Annotated in this window: 18 protein-coding genes and 1 tRNA gene; 6 read left to right on the top strand and 13 right to left on the bottom strand. The window is 69.3% G+C overall.

The genetic code is table 11. The features are described from left to right. Positions 1-1,746 (bottom strand): ABC transporter ATP-binding protein, encoded by a 1,746-nt coding sequence (locus OCU_RS33050; protein ID WP_009952859.1) that lies wholly within the window; start codon positions 1,744-1,746, stop codon positions 1-3. Then, entirely contained in the window at positions 1,743-4,358 is a 2,616-nt protein-coding gene (locus tag OCU_RS33045; protein WP_014379607.1) for an ABC transporter ATP-binding protein/permease, read from the bottom strand. Before OCU_RS33045 ends, OCU_RS33050 begins: the two co-directional genes overlap by 4 nt. Positions 4,359-4,629: 271 nt before the next feature. On the opposite strand from OCU_RS33045, the gene OCU_RS33040 reads away from it, so the two are divergent. Then, entirely contained in the window at positions 4,630-5,055 is a 426-nt protein-coding gene (locus tag OCU_RS33040) for a thiol-disulfide oxidoreductase DCC family protein (protein WP_009952856.1), read from the top strand. Positions 5,056-5,062: 7 nt separating this feature from the next. On the opposite strand, the gene OCU_RS33035 is transcribed toward OCU_RS33040, so the two are convergent. Both OCU_RS33035 and OCU_RS33030 read right to left on the bottom strand, forming a co-directional pair. Next, complete coding sequence (locus tag OCU_RS33035; protein WP_009952855.1) at positions 5,063-5,392, bottom strand: hypothetical protein; 330 nt, start codon at positions 5,390-5,392, stop codon at positions 5,063-5,065. Positions 5,393-5,484: 92 nt separating this feature from the next. Continuing rightward, positions 5,485-5,568, bottom strand: a tRNA-Leu gene (locus tag OCU_RS33030). Between the two features lie 79 nt (positions 5,569-5,647). Between OCU_RS33030 and OCU_RS33025 the strand changes: the two genes are divergently transcribed. Further along, a complete protein-coding gene (locus OCU_RS33025) occupies positions 5,648-6,028 on the top strand; it encodes a hypothetical protein (protein WP_026071506.1) in 381 nt (126 codons plus the stop codon). Beyond that, positions 6,025-6,375, top strand: a complete 351-nt coding sequence (locus OCU_RS33020) for a DUF3817 domain-containing protein (protein WP_009952852.1) — start codon at positions 6,025-6,027, stop codon at positions 6,373-6,375. The genes OCU_RS33025 and OCU_RS33020 overlap by 4 nt, the downstream gene beginning before the upstream one ends. 165 nt (positions 6,376-6,540) lie before the next feature. Here the strand turns inward: OCU_RS33020 and rdgB are convergent, their stop codons facing one another. The 8 genes from rdgB to clpS form a co-directional block, all read right to left on the bottom strand. Next, positions 6,541-7,158 (bottom strand): RdgB/HAM1 family non-canonical purine NTP pyrophosphatase, encoded by a 618-nt coding sequence (rdgB, locus tag OCU_RS33015; RefSeq protein ID WP_029384214.1) that lies wholly within the window; start codon positions 7,156-7,158, stop codon positions 6,541-6,543. 29 nt (positions 7,159-7,187) lie between these two features. Next, positions 7,188-7,967: a ribonuclease PH gene (gene rph, locus OCU_RS33010; protein WP_008254891.1), complete on the bottom strand. Its 780-nt coding sequence runs from the start codon at positions 7,965-7,967 to the stop codon at positions 7,188-7,190. A 22-nt stretch (positions 7,968-7,989) separates the two neighbouring features. Beyond that, positions 7,990-8,772: a cyclic nucleotide-degrading phosphodiesterase gene (locus tag OCU_RS33005; protein WP_008254889.1), complete on the bottom strand. Its 783-nt coding sequence runs from the start codon at positions 8,770-8,772 to the stop codon at positions 7,990-7,992. 72 nt (positions 8,773-8,844) lie between these two features. Further along, positions 8,845-9,660 carry a glutamate racemase gene (gene murI, locus OCU_RS33000; protein ID WP_009952848.1) on the bottom strand — a complete coding sequence of 272 codons (816 nt, stop codon included), beginning with the start codon at positions 9,658-9,660 and terminating at the stop codon, positions 8,845-8,847. Beyond that, positions 9,657-10,328, bottom strand: a complete 672-nt coding sequence (locus OCU_RS32995; RefSeq protein WP_029384212.1) for a rhomboid family intramembrane serine protease — start codon at positions 10,326-10,328, stop codon at positions 9,657-9,659. The genes murI and OCU_RS32995 overlap by 4 nt, the downstream gene beginning before the upstream one ends. 60 nt (positions 10,329-10,388) lie before the next feature. Beyond that, positions 10,389-11,444 (bottom strand): P1 family peptidase, encoded by a 1,056-nt coding sequence (locus OCU_RS32990; protein WP_029384210.1) that lies wholly within the window; start codon positions 11,442-11,444, stop codon positions 10,389-10,391. A 5-nt stretch (positions 11,445-11,449) separates the two neighbouring features. Beyond that, entirely contained in the window at positions 11,450-12,031 is a 582-nt protein-coding gene (aosR, locus tag OCU_RS32985) for an oxidative stress transcriptional regulator AosR (protein ID WP_009952845.1), read from the bottom strand. A 24-nt stretch (positions 12,032-12,055) separates the two neighbouring features. Beyond that, positions 12,056-12,361, bottom strand: coding sequence for an ATP-dependent Clp protease adapter ClpS (clpS, locus tag OCU_RS32980; protein ID WP_026071508.1), 306 nt, complete (start codon positions 12,359-12,361; stop codon positions 12,056-12,058). 66 nt (positions 12,362-12,427) lie between these two features. Between clpS and OCU_RS32975 the strand changes: the two genes are divergently transcribed. Then, complete coding sequence (locus OCU_RS32975; RefSeq protein ID WP_014379604.1) at positions 12,428-13,735, top strand: nicotinate phosphoribosyltransferase; 1,308 nt, start codon at positions 12,428-12,430, stop codon at positions 13,733-13,735. Positions 13,736-13,743: 8 nt separating this feature from the next. Next, the gene (locus tag OCU_RS32970) at positions 13,744-15,771 is read left to right on the top strand and encodes an ATP-dependent DNA helicase (protein ID WP_014379603.1); all 2,028 of its coding nucleotides are present in this window, start codon (positions 13,744-13,746) and stop codon (positions 15,769-15,771) included. Positions 15,772-15,780: 9 nt separating this feature from the next. Here the strand turns inward: OCU_RS32970 and glgP are convergent, their stop codons facing one another. After that, positions 15,781-18,423, bottom strand: a complete 2,643-nt coding sequence (gene glgP / locus OCU_RS32965) for an alpha-glucan family phosphorylase (RefSeq protein ID WP_009955335.1) — start codon at positions 18,421-18,423, stop codon at positions 15,781-15,783. 295 nt (positions 18,424-18,718) lie between these two features. Between glgP and OCU_RS32960 the strand changes: the two genes are divergently transcribed. After that, positions 18,719-20,812, top strand: coding sequence for an alpha-1,4-glucan--maltose-1-phosphate maltosyltransferase (locus tag OCU_RS32960; protein ID WP_201368228.1), 2,094 nt, complete (start codon positions 18,719-18,721; stop codon positions 20,810-20,812). The last annotated feature ends 8 nt before the right edge of the window (positions 20,813-20,820 follow it).

Below are 20,820 nucleotides of genomic sequence, written 5' to 3'. Positions count from 1 at the left end.
CTAATCGGCCAGAATGCGCCATTCGGCGGCCTCGTGCTGCTGGCGCCAGAATTCGTCGAAACGACCCCCCGCAGCGAGTAATTCGTCGACCGTGCCATCCTCGACCACCTGGCCGCTGTCGAGAAACAGGACGCGGTCGGCGTGGCTGATGCTCGCCAACCGATGCGCGACGATCACCTGGGTGCGCGATTGCGGGTCGGCGGTCAGCGCGTCGACCACGGCGGCCTCGTTCTCGGTGTCCAGAGCGCTGGTCGCCTCGTCTACCAGCAGTATCGGCGCGGGTTTGAGCAACGCGCGGGCGATGCTGACCCGCTGGCGTTCACCGCCCGAGAGCGCCGAACCGGCCTCGCCGACGACGCTGTCGGCGCCGTCGGGCAGCCGTGCGACGAGCTCGTCGACGCGGGCGAGCGCCACCGCGCGCGCGAACCGGTCGTCGTCGGCGCCGGGGTCCCCGGCGAAAACGTTGTCGCGGATGGACCCGTGGAACAGGTAGGGATGCTGGAACACGACGCTGCTCGCCGCCCGCCGGGCTTCGGCGTCCAGCGTCGCCGCGTCGACACCATCGATCAGCACCCGGCCGCGCGTGGGCTCGTGCAAGCCGGCGATCAGCGCCAGGATGGTGCTCTTGCCCGACCCGGACGGTCCGACGATCGCCGTCGTGCTTCCCGGCTCCAACGAGAAGCTCACCCCGTCGAGCACCAGGTCGGTGGCGCCACCGACAGCTGGGTACCCGAACGTCACGTCGTCGAACTCGATACGCGGGGCCGTGGCGCCCGGCAGCGTCGCGGCGCCCGCGTTCATCAGCGGCGCGGTGAGCACCGAGCGAATGTTGTCGAGCGTGGCGCGGGTGCTCTCCAGCGCCGGCGCCAGCTCGCTGATCGTGGTGAACGGCTCGAGGTAGCGCACGATGACGACGATCAGTGCGATGGCCTCGGCCACCGACAGCGTTCCGTTCACCGTCAGCGCGGTGGTCGCCCCGGCCAGCAGGATCAGGGCCAGCTGGCTGGCGAGGCTGAACAGCAGCTGACCCGGCACCTGCATGGAGAGCAGCCGCATGGTCGCGCCGTGTTGGGCGGCCAGCGCGTCGCCGACCATGCTCCTGGCCGGTTCGACGCGCCGCGCGGCGCGCAATGCCTGCTGGGTCCGGGCGAACTCGATGATCCGCTCGGTGAGCGCGCTGTTGGCCTCGGCCGCAGTGGAATCGGCGCGACGCGCCAGGCGCGCCGACGCCCACAGCGCGCCCAGCATCAGCGGCAGCCCGCCCAGCGCGGCCAGACCGAGTTGCCAGGAGACCGGCAGCAGGACGACCGCGATGGCGGCCGGCAGCAGCACGGCCGAGATCAACGGCGTGAGCAGGTTGACGACGAGGCCGACGAGTTCGGGGCCCGTCGCCGCGATCGCCTGCCGCGCCGTCGCGGTGTGCTCGGCGGTGAACCAATCCAGCCGCACACCGGGCAGTCGGTCGGCCACGTCATGCTGGCTGTGGTCCAGCACCGCGAAGCCCAAGTTGAAGCCGATGCGCGCCGTCGCGGTGTCGATCACCCAGCCGAGCGCGGTGGCGGCGGTCAGCCACCCCAGCCACACCATCGCGCGGTGTGGGGCCTCACTGAACAACGCGCCCACCAGGGGAACCAGCAGCACGGTGGCCACCGCCCGCACCACCACGGAGATCAACGCCAGCACCGTGTAGGCGACGACCCGGGTGCGCCGATCCGCCGGCACCAGGCTCAACCACGTGCGGATCATCGGGCACCCTCCCCGGCCGCGCCGGCGGCCACCTCATCGCGCTGGCCGCCCTCCCACAGGCGCCGATACCGGCCATCGGCGGCCAGCAACTCGTCGTGGGTGCCGCGCTCGACGACGCGGCCGTGGTCGAGCACGACGATCTGGTGGGCCCGGGTGATGGTGTGCAGCCGGTGCGCGATCACGAGCACGGTGCGGTCCTGTGTCAACCGGTTGAGCGCTTGCTGCACAAGGTATTCCGACTCCGGATCGGCGAACGCGGTGGCCTCGTCGAGGATGAGAACGCCGGTGCCGGCCAGGATCGCGCGGGCGATGGTGAGGCGCTGGCGCTCCCCGCCGGACAGGCCGCTCCCGGCGCCCAGCATGGTGTCGTAGCCGTCCGGCAGCCGCATGATCCGGTCGTGGATCTGCGCCTCGCGCGCCGCCTGTTCGATCTGCGCCGGGATGGCATCGGGAGCGGCCAGCGCGATGTTTTCCGCCACGGTGCCGTGCACCAACTGCGTCTCCTGCAGCACGAATCCGACCTGGGCGTACAGCTCGTCGGCGGTCATCGACCGGATATCTTGTCCCCCAACGCGTATCGAGCCCTGATCGACATCGTGGAACCGTGCCAGCAACGCGGCCAGCGTCGACTTGCCGGATCCCGACGGCCCCACCAGCGCGGTGACCGTGCCGGGGCGCAGGGTCAGCGACACGTCGTGGATCACGGGAACGCCCGGACGGTAGCCGAAACTGACGTGGTCGAACACCACCGCCTTCGTCGGCTCCCCCTGGGCTTGGCCGTGATCGCGCACGGCGAGTTCGGCTTCGTCGAGCGTGTTCTGCAGGCGCCGGGCGGCCAACATGCCGGCGCGGATGCCGCCGAGGCCGTAGGCGATCCCGAGCAGGCGTGCGCCGAAGGTGGTTCCCAGCAACAAGAATGGCAACAGGTTGACCGGATCCATCCGCCCCCCGACCACCAGCAGGGTGCCGGTGGTCGCGATGAGCCACAGGAAGGTCGACGGCCGGGTGACCAGATCCATGAAGGTCTTCTTGCCGGCCAGTGGGCGCTGCCAGGCGACCAGGAAGCCGACGTATTCGTCCAGGCGGCGCCGGAAACTCGATGCGGCGGCACCACCGAAGACGCGGATCACCGGCTGACCCTCCAGGTAGGCGCCGGCCTCGCCGCTCATCGTCTCCGCCCAGCGCTGCGACTGCGGGATGCGCGGGCCCGATTGAATCGTCAGGGACGAGGTCAGCACCAGGTAGACCAGGACGGGCGCGAACAACACCAGCGCCACCCGCCAGTCGACCACGAACAGATAGACGAGCACCGCCACCGGCGCGACGGCCGCGGCCACCGCGTCCGGGATGGCATGGGTGACCAGGTAGTGCAGGGACAGCGTGTCGTCCTGGAGCAGTTGCTTGATGGAACCCGATCCGCGCGCGGTGAACCAACCCAGCGGCAGCCGAGACAGCTTGCGCAACAATCCCGTACGCAAATCGCGGGCGAATCGCGCGTCGACGACGTGGAGCCAGAGGGTGAGGGCCGCGCCCAGCAACGCCCCCAGGCCCAGCAACGACACCGCGGCGATGCCGACGTTCCACAGCCGGGACGCGGGCGCCCCGGACACCAGGAGGCGGGCGAGTTCGACCAGCAGCACGAACGGCGCCAGCTGCACCAGCGTGATGACCGCCTGCAACAGGCCCGACAGGATCAGCGCCGAGCGCAACGGCGCGAGCAATCGGCCCGCGGCCTGGGCGCGCCAGTTTCCGCGCGACACCGGGGCGGGCGCCGTCTCGGGAACCTGCCGAGCCGACTCCAGTTGCGCCGCAACCTCTTCCGGGGCGACGGTGGGCGCCACGCTTTCGGAGCCCTCGGGCTCGTCACCGCGGCGGGTGCCCATCGCGCGCCCGGCACTCCAGTACGCCTGGGCGTGCACCTCGGATTTCGGAAAGCCGAACTCGTCGCGCAGCCGGGTCCGCACCTGCTTGAGCGTCGTGGCCTCCGGCGTCGCCCACGCATACCAGTCGGACCAATCTCGGCTCTCGATCGCCGCCGCAAGCGATTTCTCGTCGCGGCGGGCGACCCAGTGCAGCCGCAGCCGCGGATGCTGTGCGATCGGGATCAGCGTGTCGTTGTCGTCGTGCTGTTCGAGGTACATCTCGATCGGGACGTCGTCCGGGACGACGCCGATGATCCCGTTCATCCCCGGAATGGACGCCGAATCGCCGATGAGCAGATACCCGGCCGGCTGCTCGTCGGGCATATCGAACCGCGACGAACCCATCAGCGCCATGACAGCGATGGTGGCGCCGGGCTGCACGGTGCGCGCCCACTGCGACGCCGGACCGGCCGGCTCGTGCAGCACGATGTCGACCGCGAAGCGTCCGGCCGCGACGTCGGCTTCCGAAATCGTGTAGGCGCGCTGAAACTCGGTCTTCGATCCGTCCGGATCGGGGAACCAGAACCGCAGCCATGCGGCCGGTTCGGCGTCCACGTCTTCGAACAGCGTGGGCGACGTCATGCGCACGCGCACGAAGTGCGGTGCGATCCGGACGGTTTCGATGACCGTCGCGGTGTGATCGCGCGCGCCGAAGCTGCGCAACATCACACCTTGGAATCCGCGTGCCATTAGCGGTCCTTTCTCGCGGCGCTCCGCGCCGGCGCGGAGCTGACGATCCGGCGGGATCACCGCCACGAGGCCACGGATCGGTGCGGCCGGCGAGGGCCGCACAAACTGTGAATTCGACACCTGCCACGATCCCGCGCGGGCGGCACCCTGCCGCGGATCACCGGCCACCCGGTCACGACTTGGTACGTTACCCCCACAAACTAAGGGTTGCCTTACCATAGGTCAACCTTGGGGCCCGCCCACCTTCCGCGGCGTCAGTAACCTGGGAGACATGAGCGGTGAGTCGGCAGCCCCGGTCCTGCTGTACGACGGTGTCTGCGGGGTGTGCAATCGGGCGGTGCGCACGATCCTTCGCTTCGACCCCGCAGGTCCGCTGCGCTTTGCGGCCCTGCAGAGCGTCTTCGCCAAAGCGATCATCGAGCGGCACCCCGAGATCGGCAACGTCGACTCGGTGGTGTTCGTCGACGACCCCGGACAGCCCTCGGAACGCGTGGCCGTCCGCTCAGCCGCCGCGTTGCGCGTCGCGGATTATCTCGGCGGGCCGTGGAAAGCGCTCGCGGTCGCCCGTCTCGTTCCGACCCCCGTGCGCGACTGGCTCTACGACAGGTTCGCCGCCATCCGCTATCGGGTCTTCGGCAAGTACGACAGCTGTCCGCTGCCGCCTCCGGAGGTTCGCGCCCGCTTCGTAGAGGACTGAGAACGCGTCAGTCCGTGGCGGCGCCGGCCGCCAGGTCCGCCTCGGATTCCCTGCGCTTGAGCTCGGCCAGCTTGCGGTCCTCGGCCGCGGCTTCGCGGTGCTTGAGCGCGGATTCGCGGTGCACGTCGCGGTGCGGCACCCCTTGTCGGACGACCCAGTCTTGGCTTTTGGCGACTCGCTCATGCTGGATCGCGGATTCCTCGAAGCTTCGTGCCGCGGACAGCCCCGCGCGAGCCGCGCGCTCGCGCGCCATGGCCACTCTGCGTTCGGCGAGTTCGACATCTTCTGCGGTGAAAGCGTTTTCGCCGGGTGGTGCCGGCTCGCGTCCGGTGGGCATGGCGTCTCCCTTGTGTCCTGTGAGTTCGATGTACCCCCCAGGACGGGTTTGACGCTTAGCCCGCTGAAGATTTCATTTCGAATGTTGACCAGTGCGGGCGGAGGGACTCGAACCCTCAAGCTCTTTCGAGCAATGGCACCTAAAACCATCGCGTCTGCCAATTTCGCCACGCCCGCGCGCCCGGCAATCGTATCGCCTGCGATATGTCCAACTTGCCCGCGACGGGCGCGCATTGACGCGCGGTACGGTCAAGGGGTGTCCACTACACACCGTCGCAGACCCGCGCTGATCGCTTTGGTGATCATCGCGGCGTGCGGCTGCCTGGCCCTGGGCTGGTGGCAGTGGACCAGGTTCCAATCGGTCTCCGGCTCGTTTCAGAACCTCGGCTATGCGTTGCAGTGGCCGCTGTTCGCGTGGTTCTGCGTGTACGCCTACCGCAAATTCGTGCGCTACGAAGAGGAACCACCCCCGCCGCGCAGCACCGAGGCCGTGACGGAGATCCCCGCCGGTCTGCTGCCCGACCGGCCCACGCCCCCGCCGCAGGCACCCGATGACCCGGCGCTGCGGGAGTACAACAAATACTTGGCCGAGCTGGCCGCGCAGGACGCCGAAAAACAAAAGAGGACAACCGCATGACCACACCGGAGACCCCGGGCGGGGCAGTGCCCGCCGTGCCCGTCGACAAGATCCGCACCGCCTTGCTCGGCTACCGGATCATGGCCTGGACGACGGGTCTGTGGCTCATCGCGCTGTGCTACGAGATCGTCTCGCACCTGGCGTTCGACCACGAGATCCGGTGGATCGAAGTGGTCCACGGCTGGGTGTATTTCATCTACGTGTTGACCGCGTTCAACCTGGCGATCAAGGTGCGCTGGCCGATCGGCAAGACGGTCGGTGTGCTGTTGTCGGGGACGATCCCGCTGTTGGGGATCATCGTCGAGCACTTCCAAACCCGGGACGTCAAAGCCCGATTCGGCTTGTAAGCCACATCCGCCACACCCGTCCCTGCCGGGGACGGGACCCGCAATGCCCACCTCCTAGCGACAACGCGCGCGCACGACGGGTTGTCGCTAGGAGGTGGGCATTTCGCCTATCACCCCGCGCCGCGACTGGTGTGACGAATGTTGCCAATGCCTCGCGCCGGGGATTCAGCCCCCGGACCGGGCCAGCGTTTCAAGCGACGGCAACAGCAGTTGCAGCGCGCGACCGCGATGCGAGACCGCGTCCTTCTCGCTCGGGCTGAGCTCGGCCGCCGTGCGCTCGTACCCGTTGGGCACGAACACGGGGTCATACCCGAAACCGCCATGGCCGCGCGGTTCCCGGGCGATGCTGCCGGGCCATTCGCCCCGGACGACGACCTCGCCCGCCCCCGACACCAGCGCGCAGGCGGACACGAACGCCGCGCCGCGCCGTTCGTCGGGCACGTCGCGCATTTGCGCCAGCAACAAGGCGGTGTTGCCGGCGTCGTCGCCGTGGCTGCCCGACCAGCGCGCCGACAGCACCCCCGGCATGCCGTTGAGCGCGGCCACCTCTAGTCCGGAATCGTCTGCCACGCTTGGCAACCCGCTCGCGGTGAACGCGTCGCGCGCCTTGGCCAACGCGTTCTCCTCGAAGGTCGCGCCCGTCTCCGGCGCTTCCTCGAACGGGGCGACGTCGTCGAGCGACACCAACGTCAAGCCCGTCAGGCCGGCGGCGTCGAGCACCCGGCGCAGCTCGGCCAGCTTCTTCGGGTTGCGGCTGGCGACCAGCAAGCGTGACGAGTGCAAGCGCGGCGGGTCGTCACCATCAGGCACGGTCAGCTGCCGAACGCCTTCGGCGCCGGAGCCCCCTCGGGGAGCTCACCGGGGTATGGCTGCGCCAACGCCTCGCGCTGGGCGGCGAACAACTTGTCGCAGGCGGCCAGCGCCACGTCGAGCAGCTTGTCCAGCGTCGAACGCGGGAAGGTCGCGCCCTCACCGGTTCCCTGAACCTCGACGAGGGTGCCGGTGTCGGTGGCGACGACGTTCATGTCCACCTCGGCGCGGGCGTCCTCCTCATAGGGCAGGTCCACCCGGACCCTGCCGTCGACCACTCCGACGCTGACCGCCGCGATGGCGCACGACAACGGGCGCGGATCCGACAGCTTGCCCGCCGCCCCGAGATACGTCACCGCATCGGCGAGCGCCACGAATGCGCCCGTGATGGCCGCGGTGCGGGTTCCCCCGTCGGCCTGCAACACGTCACAATCGACGGCAATTGTGTTCTCCCCCAACGCCGCCAGGTCGATGCATGCCCGCAGCGAGCGTCCGATCAGCCGGCTGATCTCCTGGGTGCGCCCCGACAGCCGCCCCTTCACCGATTCGCGGTCGGAGCGCGTGTGGGTCGCCGACGGCAACATCGCGTACTCCGCCGTCAGCCACCCCAGACCCGAACCCTTGCGCCAGCGCGGCACACCCTCGGTCACGCTGGCGGTGCACATGACCTTGGTGTGGCCGAATTCGATCAGCACCGAACCGGCGGGGTGGTCAGTGAAACCGCGGGTGATGACGACGGGCCGAAGCTCGTCGTCAAGGCGGCCGTCTTCTCGTCTCGTCACGACGCAACCCTAACGTGGAGTGTCAGACCCTCTCGGAGCGGCGGATATCGAACGTCTCACCGCACACCACCGCATGCACGGGACCATCGAACTCGGCCTTGGCCTCGCTGATCACGTCCTCCCGCGAGGTCCACGGCGGGATGTGCGTCAGCAGCAATTCGTGAACGCCGGCCTCGGCCGCGGCCCGGCCAGCCTCGGTCCCCGACAGATGCAGCGCGGGCGGCCGGTCCGCCGAATGCGTCCAAGACGCCTCGCAGAGAAAAACGTCGGCGCCGCGGGCCAGCTCGACGAGCTGATCGCAGACACCGGTGTCACCGCTGTAGACAAACGACGCGCCGGAGGAATCGGTGATCCGCAAGCCGTAGGACTCGGTCGGGTGGGCCACCACCCGCGGCGTCACCGTCAGCTCACCGATCGTCACCGGCTCGCCGTCGACCCAGTGACGAACGTCGAAGATGTCCGAGCAGTCGTCGATCTCGCCGCCGTAGGGTGAGGACGCCGCGCCCAGCCGCGACCAGGTGTCGCCGGGGCCGTACAGCAACGCCTTGCCGAGCGGGCGCGTCGGGTGATAGCGCCGCCATACAAACAGTCCGGGCAAATCCAAGCAGTGGTCGGCGTGTAAGTGCGACAACAGCACGTGCACGGAACCGGGGTCGGCATAGCGCTGCAGTGCGCCGAGAACACCCCCGCCGAAGTCGATGACCAATGGCGGAGTGTCCGGTGCCCGGAGCAGATAACCCGACGCAGGCGAATCCGGACCCACCACGCTGCCCGAGCAGCCGAGCACGGTTATTCGCACGGACACTACTGTGCCATGCCCGACAGGGCCATGACGAAAACATGGCCGCTTTGGTGTGACGAGAATCTCGCCCGGTCGTCAATCAACGCGCACCTGATGAACGGGCTGAACTCCGGACACGGCGGGACCGAGGAATCGCGCCGCCAGTCTGGTGAATGCGTCGGGGTCGCCGGTGGCTTCGAAGACGCGAGTCGCGGGCGGCGCATCATGCGGGCGAAGCAGGTCTCGCTCGGTGAGCACCCGCAGCACCTCTTTGGCGGTCTCCTCCGCGCTGGACACCAGCGTCACGTGCTCACCCATGGCCAGTTGAATGAGTCCCGACAACAACGGGTAGTGCGTGCATCCGAGCACCAGCGTGTCCACCTGCGCGCGCTGCAGCGGCTCCAGGTAGCCCTCGGCCAACCCGAGCACCTGACGCCCGCTGGTCACGCCGCGCTCGACGAAGTCGACGAACCGCGGGCAGGCCACCGCGGTGATCTCGGTGTCGCGGGCGGCCGCGAACGCGTCCTGATAGGCATGCGAGTTGATGGTCGCCTGGGTGCCGATGACGCCAATCCGTCCGTTGCGGGTGGTCGCGACCGCGCGGCGCACCGCGGGCAGGATCACCTCGACGACGGGCACGTCGTAGCGTTCGCGGGCGTCGCGCAGGCAGGCCGCGGATGCCGTGTTGCAGGCGATGACCAACGCCTTGACGCCGCGGCCCACGAGGTCGTCGCCGATGGCCAACGCGTGCGCCCGAACGTCGGGGATCGTCAGCGGGCCGTAGGGCCCGTGGCCGGTGTCGCCGACGTAGATGATGTCCTCGTCGGGCAGCTGATCGATGATCGCCCGCGCGACGGTGAGCCCTCCGACGCCGGAGTCGAAGACCCCGACGGGCGCCAGTGGTTCGCTCATGTCTTCCAGCGCGGCGACGCGGTGCCGGCCGTCCTTTTCGACCGGGCCTTGCGTTCCGGGGCGGACAACCAATAGGCGGCCACGACACCGGCGACCGCCCCGCACAGATGCGCTTGCCAGGACACGCCCCCGCAGAGTCCGAGCACCGGCATGGCGCCGAGCAGGACGCCGCCGTAGGCGAACATCACGACCAGCCCGATGACGATGTTGGACACCCGGCGCACGAATATCCCGAACACCAGCAAGAAGGCCAGCCAGCCGAAAATCAGGCCGGAAGCCCCGATGTGGTCGGTGGGGCCGCAGCTGCTGCCGACGTCGCCGATGAGCCAGGTGCCCAAACCACCGAGGATCCACACGATTGCGGTCGCCCACACGAACCGGGACAGCCCCGCCAGCGTCATGAGGAAACCCAGCACGAGCAGCGGCACCGTGTTGGCCATCAGGTGTTCCCAGCTCGCGTGCAAGAGCGGGGAGAAGACGATGCCCCACAGGCCGTCGAGCTCTAGGGGCCGGATGCCGTTGGCGTCGAGCGAATGCCGGGTCATCTGGTCGATCAGCTCGACGAAGTAGAGCAACACGACGAAGGTGAGGATCGTCGCGGCGCCCACCATCGGCGTGGACCGCTTCTTCTCCTGGGCGGCGGGTGCCCTCGGAGCGGTCTTACCCATAGCTGCCCTTCCAGCGCGTTTCCGGCATCGTCCAGGCTACCGGCGCGGCGGGCGGATTCCTCATCGGCCGAGTGCGCCGGGCAGCACGTCGCGGTAGCTCGGGATCCCGGCGATCGAGTCGGCGGCCAGCACCCCGCCCAGCACCGCTCGCGCCAGGCAATCGGCCGCCGCGATGCCGACCTCGGTGACCAGCCGCGTCTCGGGGGAGAACGCGGCCGGCACCGGCTTTGAACTGGGCGACGGGGGCTCGACCTCGACCGCCCCGGTGGCCAGGACGAACACCGCGTCCCCGTCGACCGGCGTGTGGGCCGGCCGGATGCTGCGGGCCAGGCCGTCGTGGGCCGAGATGGCCACCCGACGGCACGCCGCCGGACTCAGGGCGGCGTCGGTGGCCACCACCGCGATGACGGTGTTGAGCGGTTCCTCCAGCGGGTCCGACGGGGACGGCAGCCGGGCGAAGGCGCCGATCTGCTCGGGCGGCGGCGGAGAGAGTCCGAACTCGTGGGCCAAGTCGGCCATCCACGGCAACCCGGTCGCCCGGTCGGCGACCTCGCCCGCGGCGTTCACCACGGCCAGCGCGCCGACGGTCACACCGCTCGGCAGCGCCGTCGAGGCGGTCCCGACGCCGCCCTTGAGCGCCCCGGCCCGGGCCCCCACCCCGGCGCCGACGTTGCCCACGCCCATCGCCGCACCTTCTTGCACGGCGGCGGCGCAGGCCAGGTAGCCAAACTCGTCCGTCGGGCGGCACTGCCAGCCGCCGACCGGCAGATCGAAGATCACCGCTGCCGGCACGATGGGCACCACGCCCCCAGCTATCGCCACGCCGCGTTCCTGTTCTTCCAGCCAGCGCATGACGCCGTCGGCGGCCGCTAGGCCGTAGGCGCTGCCCCCGGCGAGCAGCACCGCGTCCACGAACCGCACCGTGTTGGCGGGGTCGAGCAGATCGGTCTCGCGGGTTCCGGGCGCCCCGCCGCGGCAATCGACCGCACCGACGGTCCCCGGGGGCGGGAGCACCACGGTGACGCCGCAGGCCCAGCCCGCGCCCAACGAGGCGTCGGGGTCCAATCGCTGGTAGTGGCCGACGCGGATCCCTCCGACGTCGGTGATCGCGCCCAACGCGGTCACCGGGACCCCATCAGCACCAACACCAGGTACTCCTGCAGGACCGTCAGCCACTGGTAGACGTCGAAGTGCACGGCCAGCGGATGATCGGCCGGCAGCCGCTCGGGGCCCTCGGGTCCGACCTCGAGCATGACGCCCAACGTCAGCCGGATGTCGTTGACCGCCCCGATCCAACAGTTCGCGTCTTCCTCGCTCAGCTCGAACCGGCCGCCGTCCTCGGGGACCGTGCTCAGCAACCGCTGTGCCGCAACGCGTTTGGCGTCGACGATGCCCGGCTCGTGCAGGCTGCGCAGCGCGGCGTTCAGGCTGTCCGCGGAATCTGCAGGCGCGGTGTCCTGGTCGTCGTTTCGGTAGAAGTCCGGCAGCAGCCGGCGCAGGGTGGGGTCTTTGGGCGGTTCGGCGTTGCCGGTCTTGATGCCGGTGATTTCTTCGAGTTCGTCTGCCGGCGAAGAGGATTCACGCTCGTCGAGTAAACCGATCATCGCGGTGGCGAGGTTCTTCAGCAGTGCCGCCTCATGGGACGCCAGGGCCGACCGGAAACGGGGACCGTCCGCGGTCTCGACGCGCTTCCATTTGCGCACAGGGAATCGCCAGCGCCTCGATCGTCAGCGGTCCTGCTGCAGCGTCGCCCACAAACCGGCGGCGTGCAGCTTGGACACATCGGCTTCCATGGACTCCCGGCTACCGGCGGACACCACGGCCTTTCCTTCGTTGTGCACCTGCAGCATCAGTTTGGTGGCATGCGGCTCGCTGTAGCCGAACAACTTCTGGAACACGTATGTCACGTACGTCATCAAGTTGACCGGGTCATCCCAGACGATCGTGACCCAGGGACTCGCCGTGACCTCGACCGGCGCGGACTCGCGTTGTCCTGTAGTGCCCGGCTTAGTGGGCGCTGACATAACAACCATGGCCTACACGATACCGAGGGATGCACGACGTTTCCGAGCCCGCGGGGCAGCCGATACCGTTATGGAATGAACGACTCGGTCGTCACCGGGCTGCTGACCGACAAGTACGAGTTGACGATGCTGGCGGCGGCGCTGCGGGACGGCAGCGCCAATCGCCGCACCACCTTCGAGCTTTTTGCGCGCCGTCTTCCCGAGGGACGCCGTTACGGCGTGGTCGCCGGAACCGGCCGGCTGCTCGAGGCGCTGCCGCAGTTCACCTTCGATGACGAGGCCTGCCGGTCGCTCGGGCAATTCCTCGATCCAGATACGTTGCGGTACTTGCGCGATTTTCGGTTCGGCGGCGATATCGACGGCTACGCCGAGGGTGAGCTGTACTTCCCCGGATCCCCGGTGCTGTCGGTGAGCGGGACGTTCGCCGAGTGCGTGGTGCTCGAAACGCTGGCGCTGTCGATTTTCAATCACGACACCGCGGTCGCGTCGGCCGCCGCGCGGATGGTGAGTGCGGCCAGGGGACGACCGCTGATCGAGATGGGGTCACGGCGAACCCACGAACAGGCGGCGGTCGCCGCGGCCCGCGCCGCCTACATCGCCGGCTTCGCCGCGTCCTCCAATCTGGAGGCTCAGCGCTGCTACGGAATACCGGCCGAGGGCACCTCCGCGCACGCGTTCACCATGCTGCACGCGCGCGCCGACACCCCCGCGGAGTCGACCGAATTGGCGGCCTTTCGGGCGCAGGTCGAGGCGCTCGGCGTCGACACCACCCTGCTGGTGGACACCTACGACGTGACGGCCGGCGTGGCCAACGCGGTGGCCGCCGCCGGCACCGGGCTCGGTGCCGTGCGCATCGACTCCGGCGAGCTGGGCGTGCTGGCCCGCCAGGTGCGCCAGCAGCTCGACGACCTGGGCGCCACCGGGACCCGCATCGTGGTCTCCGGTGACCTCGACGAGTTCTCCATCGCCGCATTGGCAGCCGAGCCGGTGGACAGTTACGGCGTCGGCACGTCGCTGGTGACCGGCTCGGGCGCACCCACCGCGAACATGGTGTACAAGCTCGTCGAAGTGGACGGCCTGCCGGTGCAGAAGCGCAGCAGCCACAAGGAATCCCACGGCGGACACAAAGAGGCACTGCGCACCGCGCGCAGCTCCGGCACCATCACCGAGGAGATCCTGTACCCAGCCGGTCGTCAGCCCGACGTCGATGAACCGGCCCGGGTGTTGACCGTCCCGCTGGTCCGCGGCGGGGAGCTGGTGTCCAAACCGAACCTCGCCGCGGCGCGCGAGCTGGTAGCTTCCGGGCTGCGCAGTCTGCCGTGGGAGGGGCTGAACCTGTCGCACGGCGAACCCGCGGTCACGACGACGCAGATCCGCGCCTGAGCAAGGGAGTGACCACGTCCGACGTGTCCGTGCACGAGCTGCTGGCCACCGCCGTGGCCGCGCTCGGCGGCAGTGAACGCAGCGGCCAACAGGAGATGGCCGACGCGGTGGCGCGGGCCTTCGCCACCGACGAACACCTCGTCGTACAGGCCGGCACCGGCACCGGCAAGTCGCTCGCCTATCTGGTGCCCGCGATCGTGCACGCCCTGGACGACGACTCCCCCGTCGTCGTGTCGACGGCCACCATCGCGCTGCAACGCCAGCTCGTCGATCGCGATCTGCCCCGGCTCATCGATGCGCTGGCCGACGCGCTGCCGCGCCGCCCGCAGTTCGCGCTGCTCAAAGGCCGACGAAACTATCTGTGTCTCAACAAGATCCACAACGGCGGGGCGGCCGACGGTGACGACGTCGACGGGCGGCCGCAAGAGGAACTCTTCAACCCCATGGCGGTCAGCGCCCTGGGCCGCGACGTGCAACGGCTCACCGAGTGGGCGTCGACCACCGAATCCGGTGACCGCGACGATTTGAAGCCGGGCGTGCCCGACCGGTCCTGGTCTCAGGTCAGCGTTTCCGCGCGGGAATGCCTCGGGGTGGCCCGCTGCCCGTTCGGCACCGAGTGCTTCTCCGAGCGGGCCAGGGGCCTGGCCGGCCGTGCCGACGTCGTGGTCACCAACCACGCGCTGCTGGCCATCGACGCGGTCGCCGAATCCGCGGTGCTGCCCGAGCACGCGCTGCTGGTGGTCGACGAGGCGCACGAGTTGGTGGACCGGGTGACGTCCGTGGCCACCGCGGAGTTGACGTCGGCCGCGCTCGGGGTCGCCTCGCGGCGGATCAGCCGGTTGGTGAGCCCGGAACTGGTCCAGCGCCTCGACGCGACGACCGCCAACTTCGCGGCGGCGATCCACGACGGCACGCCGGGGCGCATCGACCGCCTCGACGAGGACCTGGCGACGTACCTGACCGCGCTGCGCGACGTCGCCACCGCGGCGCGTTCGGCGATCGACACCACGAACGACGCCAAGGCGGCGGCGGCCCGCGCCGAAGCGGTCGCCGCGCTCAGCGAGATTTCGGAGACGGCGTCGCGGGTGCTCGCCTCGTTCGGGCCGGCCATCCCCGACCGCACCGACGTGGTGTGGCTGGAACACGAGGAGAACCGGGGTGCACCGCGCCCGGTGTTGCGGGTGGCCCCGCTCTCGGTCGCCGGGCTACTGCGCCAACGCGTGTTCTCGCGTTCGACCGTGGTGTTGACGTCGGCGACGCTGACGATCGGCGGCTCCTTCGACGCCATGGCCGCGGCGTGGGGCCTGACCGCTCCCACGAGCGACGACGGCGGCGACGCACGCTGGCGCGGCCTCGACGTCGGCTCGCCGTTTCAGCACGCCAAGGCCGGCATCCTGTACGTGGCCGCGCACCTGCCGCCGCCCGGGCGCGACGGCGTCGGCTCGGCCGAGCAGCTGGCCGAGATCGCCGAGCTCATCACCGCCGCCGACGGGCGCACCCTGGGCCTGTTCTCGTCGATGCGGGCGGCCCGCGCGGCCGCCGAGGCCATGCGCGAACGGCTGTCGACACCGGTGTTGTGCCAGGGCGACGACAGCACGTCGGCGCTGGTCGAGCAGTTCAGCGCCGACCCGCAGACCTCGCTGTTCGGCACCCTGTCGCTGTGGCAGGGCGTCGATGTGCCCGGGCCGTCGCTGTCGCTGGTGCTGATCGACCGCATCCCGTTCCCCCGCCCCGACGACCCCCTGCTGGGGGCGCGCCAGCGGGCGGTCGCCGCGCGCGGCGGCAACGGCTTCATGGCCGTCGCGGCCAGCCACGCGGCGCTGCTGCTGGCGCAGGGCTCCGGCCGGCTGTTGCGCCGCGTGACCGACCGCGGGGTGGTCGCGGTGCTCGACTCGCGCATGGTCACCGCCGGCTACGGCGGCTACCTGCGGGCCTCGCTGCCGCCGTTCTGGCAGACCACCAACGGGGCGCAGGTGCGTGAGGCGCTGCAGCGGCTGCGGACAGCGGAGGACTCGCAAGAAGGCCTGTCCGCCTGAGCGTTCCGGCTACCGGGCCAGGGTGACCAGACCGAGCTCGTTGCTGGCGGCCAGCATCGGATGGCGGGGCAGCACGCGCACGGTGTATCCCACCGATCCCGCCAGCGGCAGCGGCGTGGTCGTCGAGAACACCTGGTTGCCGCCCTCGGCGGTGCCGGTGTACGACATCTCGACGGTAATCGGCTCCAGCAGCGCATCGCCGGCGTCGACGCGGCCGACCACCGCCTGGACCGTGACCTCGTCGGGCGCCAGCCCGGCCAGCTGCACGGTGGCGGTCAGGGTGAGCTTCGAGCCGAGCACCGGGCTGTCCGGCAGGCCGGTGCTGTCGACGTCGGTGATCACGATCTTCGGCCAGGCCTCGTAGGCGCGCCGGCGATAGGCGGCCAGCTCGCGGGCGGCGCCGAACTCGCCGCCGCCGTCGGCGGGCGCGAGCGTCTTGCGCAGCGATTGCGCCGCGGGCGTGTAGTACTGCTCGACGTAGTCGCGCACCATGCGGGAAGCCAGGACCTTCGGGCCGAGCGTCTGCAGGGTGTGGCGCACCATTTCGATCCAGCGCGGCGGTACCCCGTGCTGGTCACGCTCGTAGAACTTCGGTGCCACGGCTTCTTCCAGCAGCCGATACAGCGCGCTGGATTCCAGGTCGTCGCGGCGCTCCGCGTCGGCCACGCCGTCGGCAGACGGTATCTCCCAACCGTTTTCGCCGTCGTACCATTCATCCCACCAGCCATCGCGGATGGACAGGTTCAGCCCGCCGTTGAGTGCGCTCTTCATTCCCGAGGTGCCGCAGGCCTCCAACGGGCGCAGCGGGTTGTTCAACCAGACGTCGCAGCCCCAATAGAGCAGCCGGGCCATGGACATGTCGTAGTCGGGCAAGAACGCGATGCGGTGGCGCACCTGCGGCCGGTCGGCAAATCGCACCACCTGCTGGATCAAGGCCTTGCCGCCGTCGTCCGCCGGGTGCGACTTACCGGCGACGATCAGCTGGATCGGCCGTTCGCTGTCCAGCAGCAGCTGCTCCAGCCGATCCGGATCGTGCAGCATCAGCGTCAACCGCTTGTACGTCGGCACCCGCCGGGCGAACCCGATGGTCAGCACTTCCGGATCGAAAGCTGTTGCTATCCAACCCAATTCGGCGTCCGAGGCGCCGCGTTCCAACCACGACCGCCGCAGCCGGCGCCGCACGTCGTCGACCAGCAGGGACCTCAATTGCGAACGAATCCACCACAGGTGACCCGCATCGACCTGCTGCAGGCGCAACCACACGCCCGGATCGCTGAACGAATCCGACCCGGCCAGCTCGTAGCCCAGCTGCAGCCACTGCGGCGCCGCCCAGGTGCGCGCGTGCACCCCGTTGGTGATCGACCCGATCGGCACCTCCCCGGGGTCGAATCCGGGCCACAGCTCGTTGAACATCGCCCGGCTCACCCGGCCGTGCAGCGACGAGACCCCGTTGGCCCGCTGGGCCAGGCGCAGACCCATGTGCGCCATGTTGAATTTCGTCGGGTCGTCCTCGGCGCCGAGCGCCAGGATGCGCGCCGTCGGCACCCCCGGCAGCAACACCGGCGCGCTCGTCGCGTCGGCCGCCGTGCCGTCGCCGCCGGATGCCGATTCGTCGGCCAGATGGTCGTCGAAGTACAGCCGCACCATGTCGATGGGGAAACGGTCGATGCCCGCGGGCACCGGGGTGTGGGTGGTGAACACGGTGCTCGAGCGCACGACCGCCAGCGCGGTGTCGAAGTCCAACGCCGCGCCCGTCATCAGCTCGCGAATGCGCTCCGCGCCCAGGAACCCGGCGTGCCCCTCGTTCATGTGGAACACCTCCGGCGCGGGCAGGCCGTGGATGGCGGTGTAGGCGCGGATCGCCCGCACGCCGCCGATGCCGGCCAGGATCTCCTGCCTCATCCGGTGTTCCTGATCGCCGCCGTACAGGCGGTCGGTGACACCCCGCAGATCGTGCTCGTTCTCGGGGACGTCGGAATCGAGCAGGAGCAGCGGGACCCTGCCCACCTGCGCGACCCAGATCCGGGCGTGCAGCTGCGCGGAGTCCGGCAGCATCAGCTCAACCAGGGCGGGGTCGCCGGTGGCATCGGTCAGCAACCGCAACGGCAGCCCCTGCGGGTCCAGCGACGGGTAGTTCTCGTGCTGCCACCCGTCGGCGGTCAGCGACTGCCGGAAGTAGCCGGACCGGTAGTAGAGCCCCACCGCGACCAACGGCACGCCCAGATCGGATGCGGACTTCAGGTGGTCACCGGCGAGGATGCCCAAGCCGCCGGAGTAGTTGGGCAGCACCTCGGCGATGCCGAACTCCATCGAGAAGTAGGCGATGGCGGCCGGCATCTCGGCGCCGTGGTCCTGCTGTTGCTGGTACCACAGCGGGCGGTTGAGGTAATCGTTCAATTCGGCGGTCAGCTCGTCGAGCCGGCGAAGGAAGGTCTCGTCGATCGCCAATTCGTCGAGTCGCGCCGGCTTGACCGCCCCCAGCAACGCCACCGGATCGCAGCCGCATCGCTGCCACAGGTCCGGGTCGATGCTCGCGAAAAGGTCCTGGGTCGGCGTGTCCCATGACCATCGCAAGTTGGTCGAGAGCTGGTCCAGCGCGGTCAAACGCTCGGGAAGGTGAGCACGGACGGTAAACCGGCGGAGGGCTTTCACGCGTCCCTACCTTACTGAGGATTCCGGCCCGCGCACGGCGGCGCGAAAGACCGCTTTTCGTTCGCTTTCCGTGGCGGGGTGTGACCGAAGACTAGGGTGGGTATCGGTTAGTTATCGGGGTCGCAACGATGCTTCCCCGCACAGAAAGTTCCCCACGACAGGAAGTTTCCCGACGAGCGGCGTTCCGCGCGGAGCACACCCCGGACTGGCCGCACACAATCTGGATCGCTCCCGGTGACGATGCGGCCCGCGGCGCGGGGCGCGGAGGAAGCGGGAAAATCGGAACGGAGTGGTGGTGCCCGGTCGTGTCGAGATCGATAACGTCCAGCCGGTCGTTTCCTGTGGCGCGTTTCCCGCGAAAGCCGTGGTCGGCGAGGTCGTGCCGGTCAGCGCCGCGGTGTGGCGGGAAGGCCACGAAGCGGTGGCCGCAACCCTGGTCGTGCGCTACCTCGGGCCGGGCTATCCGCAAGTCACCGAGACCCGGCGGGTCAAAGCGGTTCAGGCTGCGGCAAAGCCGGTGACCGATCGCGACGGCAAGGTCGACCAGCAAAAGGTCAAGCCGCTGGCGCTGCCGATGACGATGGGTCTGGAACCCTATGTGTTCCACGGCCAGTTCACCCCCGACCAGGTGGGGCTGTGGACCTTCCGCGTCGAGGGGTGGGGCGATCCGATCCACACCTGGCGGCACGGGCTGGTCGCCAAACTGGACGCCGGTCAGGGCGAGAAGGAACTGTCCAACGATCTTCTGGTAGGCGCCGGGTTGTTCGAACGCGCCGCGAGTGAGGTGCCGCGCGCCCGGCGCGAACCGCTGCTGGCCGCCGCCGCGGCGCTGCGCACCCCCGGGGACCCGGTCACCCGAACGGCGCTGGCGCTCGGGCCGGAGATCGAGGAAATCCTGGCGGAGCACCCGCTTCGCGACTTCGTCACGCGCGGCGAGCAGTACAGCGTCTGGGTGGACCGGCCGTTGGCCCGGTTCGGCTCCTGGTATGAGATGTTTCCCCGCTCGACCGGCGGATGGGACGCCGACGGCAACCCCGTGCACGGCACATTCGCCACCGCAACCGCCGCGCTCGGGCGCATCGCGGCGATGGGGTTCGACGTCGTCTACCTGCCGCCGATCCATCCGATCGGCAAGATACATCGCAAGGGGCGCAACAACTCCCCCACCGCCGCTCCGACAGATGTGGGTTCTCCCTGGGCGATCGGCAGCGATGAGGGAGGCCATGACGCCGTCCACCCGGATTTGGGCACCATCGAGGACTTCGACGCGTTCGTCGCCGCGACACGCGAATTGGGCATGGAGGTGGCGCTGGACCTGGCGCTGCAATGCGCGCCGGACCATCCCTGGGCGCGTAACCACCGCAACTGGTTCACCGAATTGCCCGACGGCACCATCGCCTACGCGGAGAACCCGCCCAAGAAGTACCAGGACATCTATCCGATCAACTTCGACAACGACCCGGCCGGCCTCTACGACGAGGTGCTGCGCGTGGTCCGGCACTGGATGGACCACGGCGTCAAGGTCTTTCGCGTCGACAACCCGCACACCAAGCCGCCGGACTTCTGGGCGTGGTTGATCGCCGCGGTCAAGGCCATCGACCCCGACGTGCTGTTTCTCTCCGAGGCCTTCACGCCGCCGGCCCGCCAGTACGGGCTGGCCAAACTGGGCTTCACGCAGTCGTACAGCTACTTCACCTGGCGCACGGCGAAGTGGGAGCTGACCGAATTCGGTAACGAGATCGCCGCTTTGGCCGACTTTCGCCGGCCCAACCTGTTCGTCAACACCCCCGACATCCTGCACGCCATCTTGCAGCACAACGGGCCCGGGATGTTCGCCATCCGTGCGGTGCTGGCCGCGACGATGGGACCGGCCTGGGGCGTGTATTCGGGATACGAGCTGTTCGAGCATCGCGCGGTGCGCGAAGGCAGCGAGGAGTACCTGGACTCCGAGAAGTACGAGTTGCGGCCTCGCGATTTCGCGGGTGCGCTCGCCGAGGGACGCTCGCTTGAGCCATTCATCACGCAGCTCAACGCGATTCGCCGACTCCACCCGGCCCTCGAGCAGCTGCGCACCATCCATTTCCACAGCGTCGACAACGACGCGCTGCTCGCCTACAGCAAGTTCGACCCGGCCACCGGCGACTGCGTGTTGGTGGTGGTGACGCTCAACGCCTTCGGCCCCGAGGAAGCGACCCTGTTTTTGGATATGGCCGCACTGGGTATGGAGCCCTACGAGCGCTTTTGGGTGCGCGACGAGATCACCGGCCAGGAATTCCAATGGGGACAAGCCAATTACGTTCGCATCGATCCCGGGCAGGCGGTCGCGCACATCATCAACATGCCGCGCGTACCGCATGACGCTCGAATGACGCTGCTGCGCAGGCATTGACACCAGAC

It is taken from the genome of Mycobacterium intracellulare ATCC 13950 (assembly GCF_000277125.1).
Lineage (GTDB): Bacteria > Actinomycetota > Actinomycetes > Mycobacteriales > Mycobacteriaceae > Mycobacterium > Mycobacterium intracellulare.
Note: the sequence above shows the minus strand (reverse complement) of the source record. Positions and strands in the feature narration are given on the sequence as shown.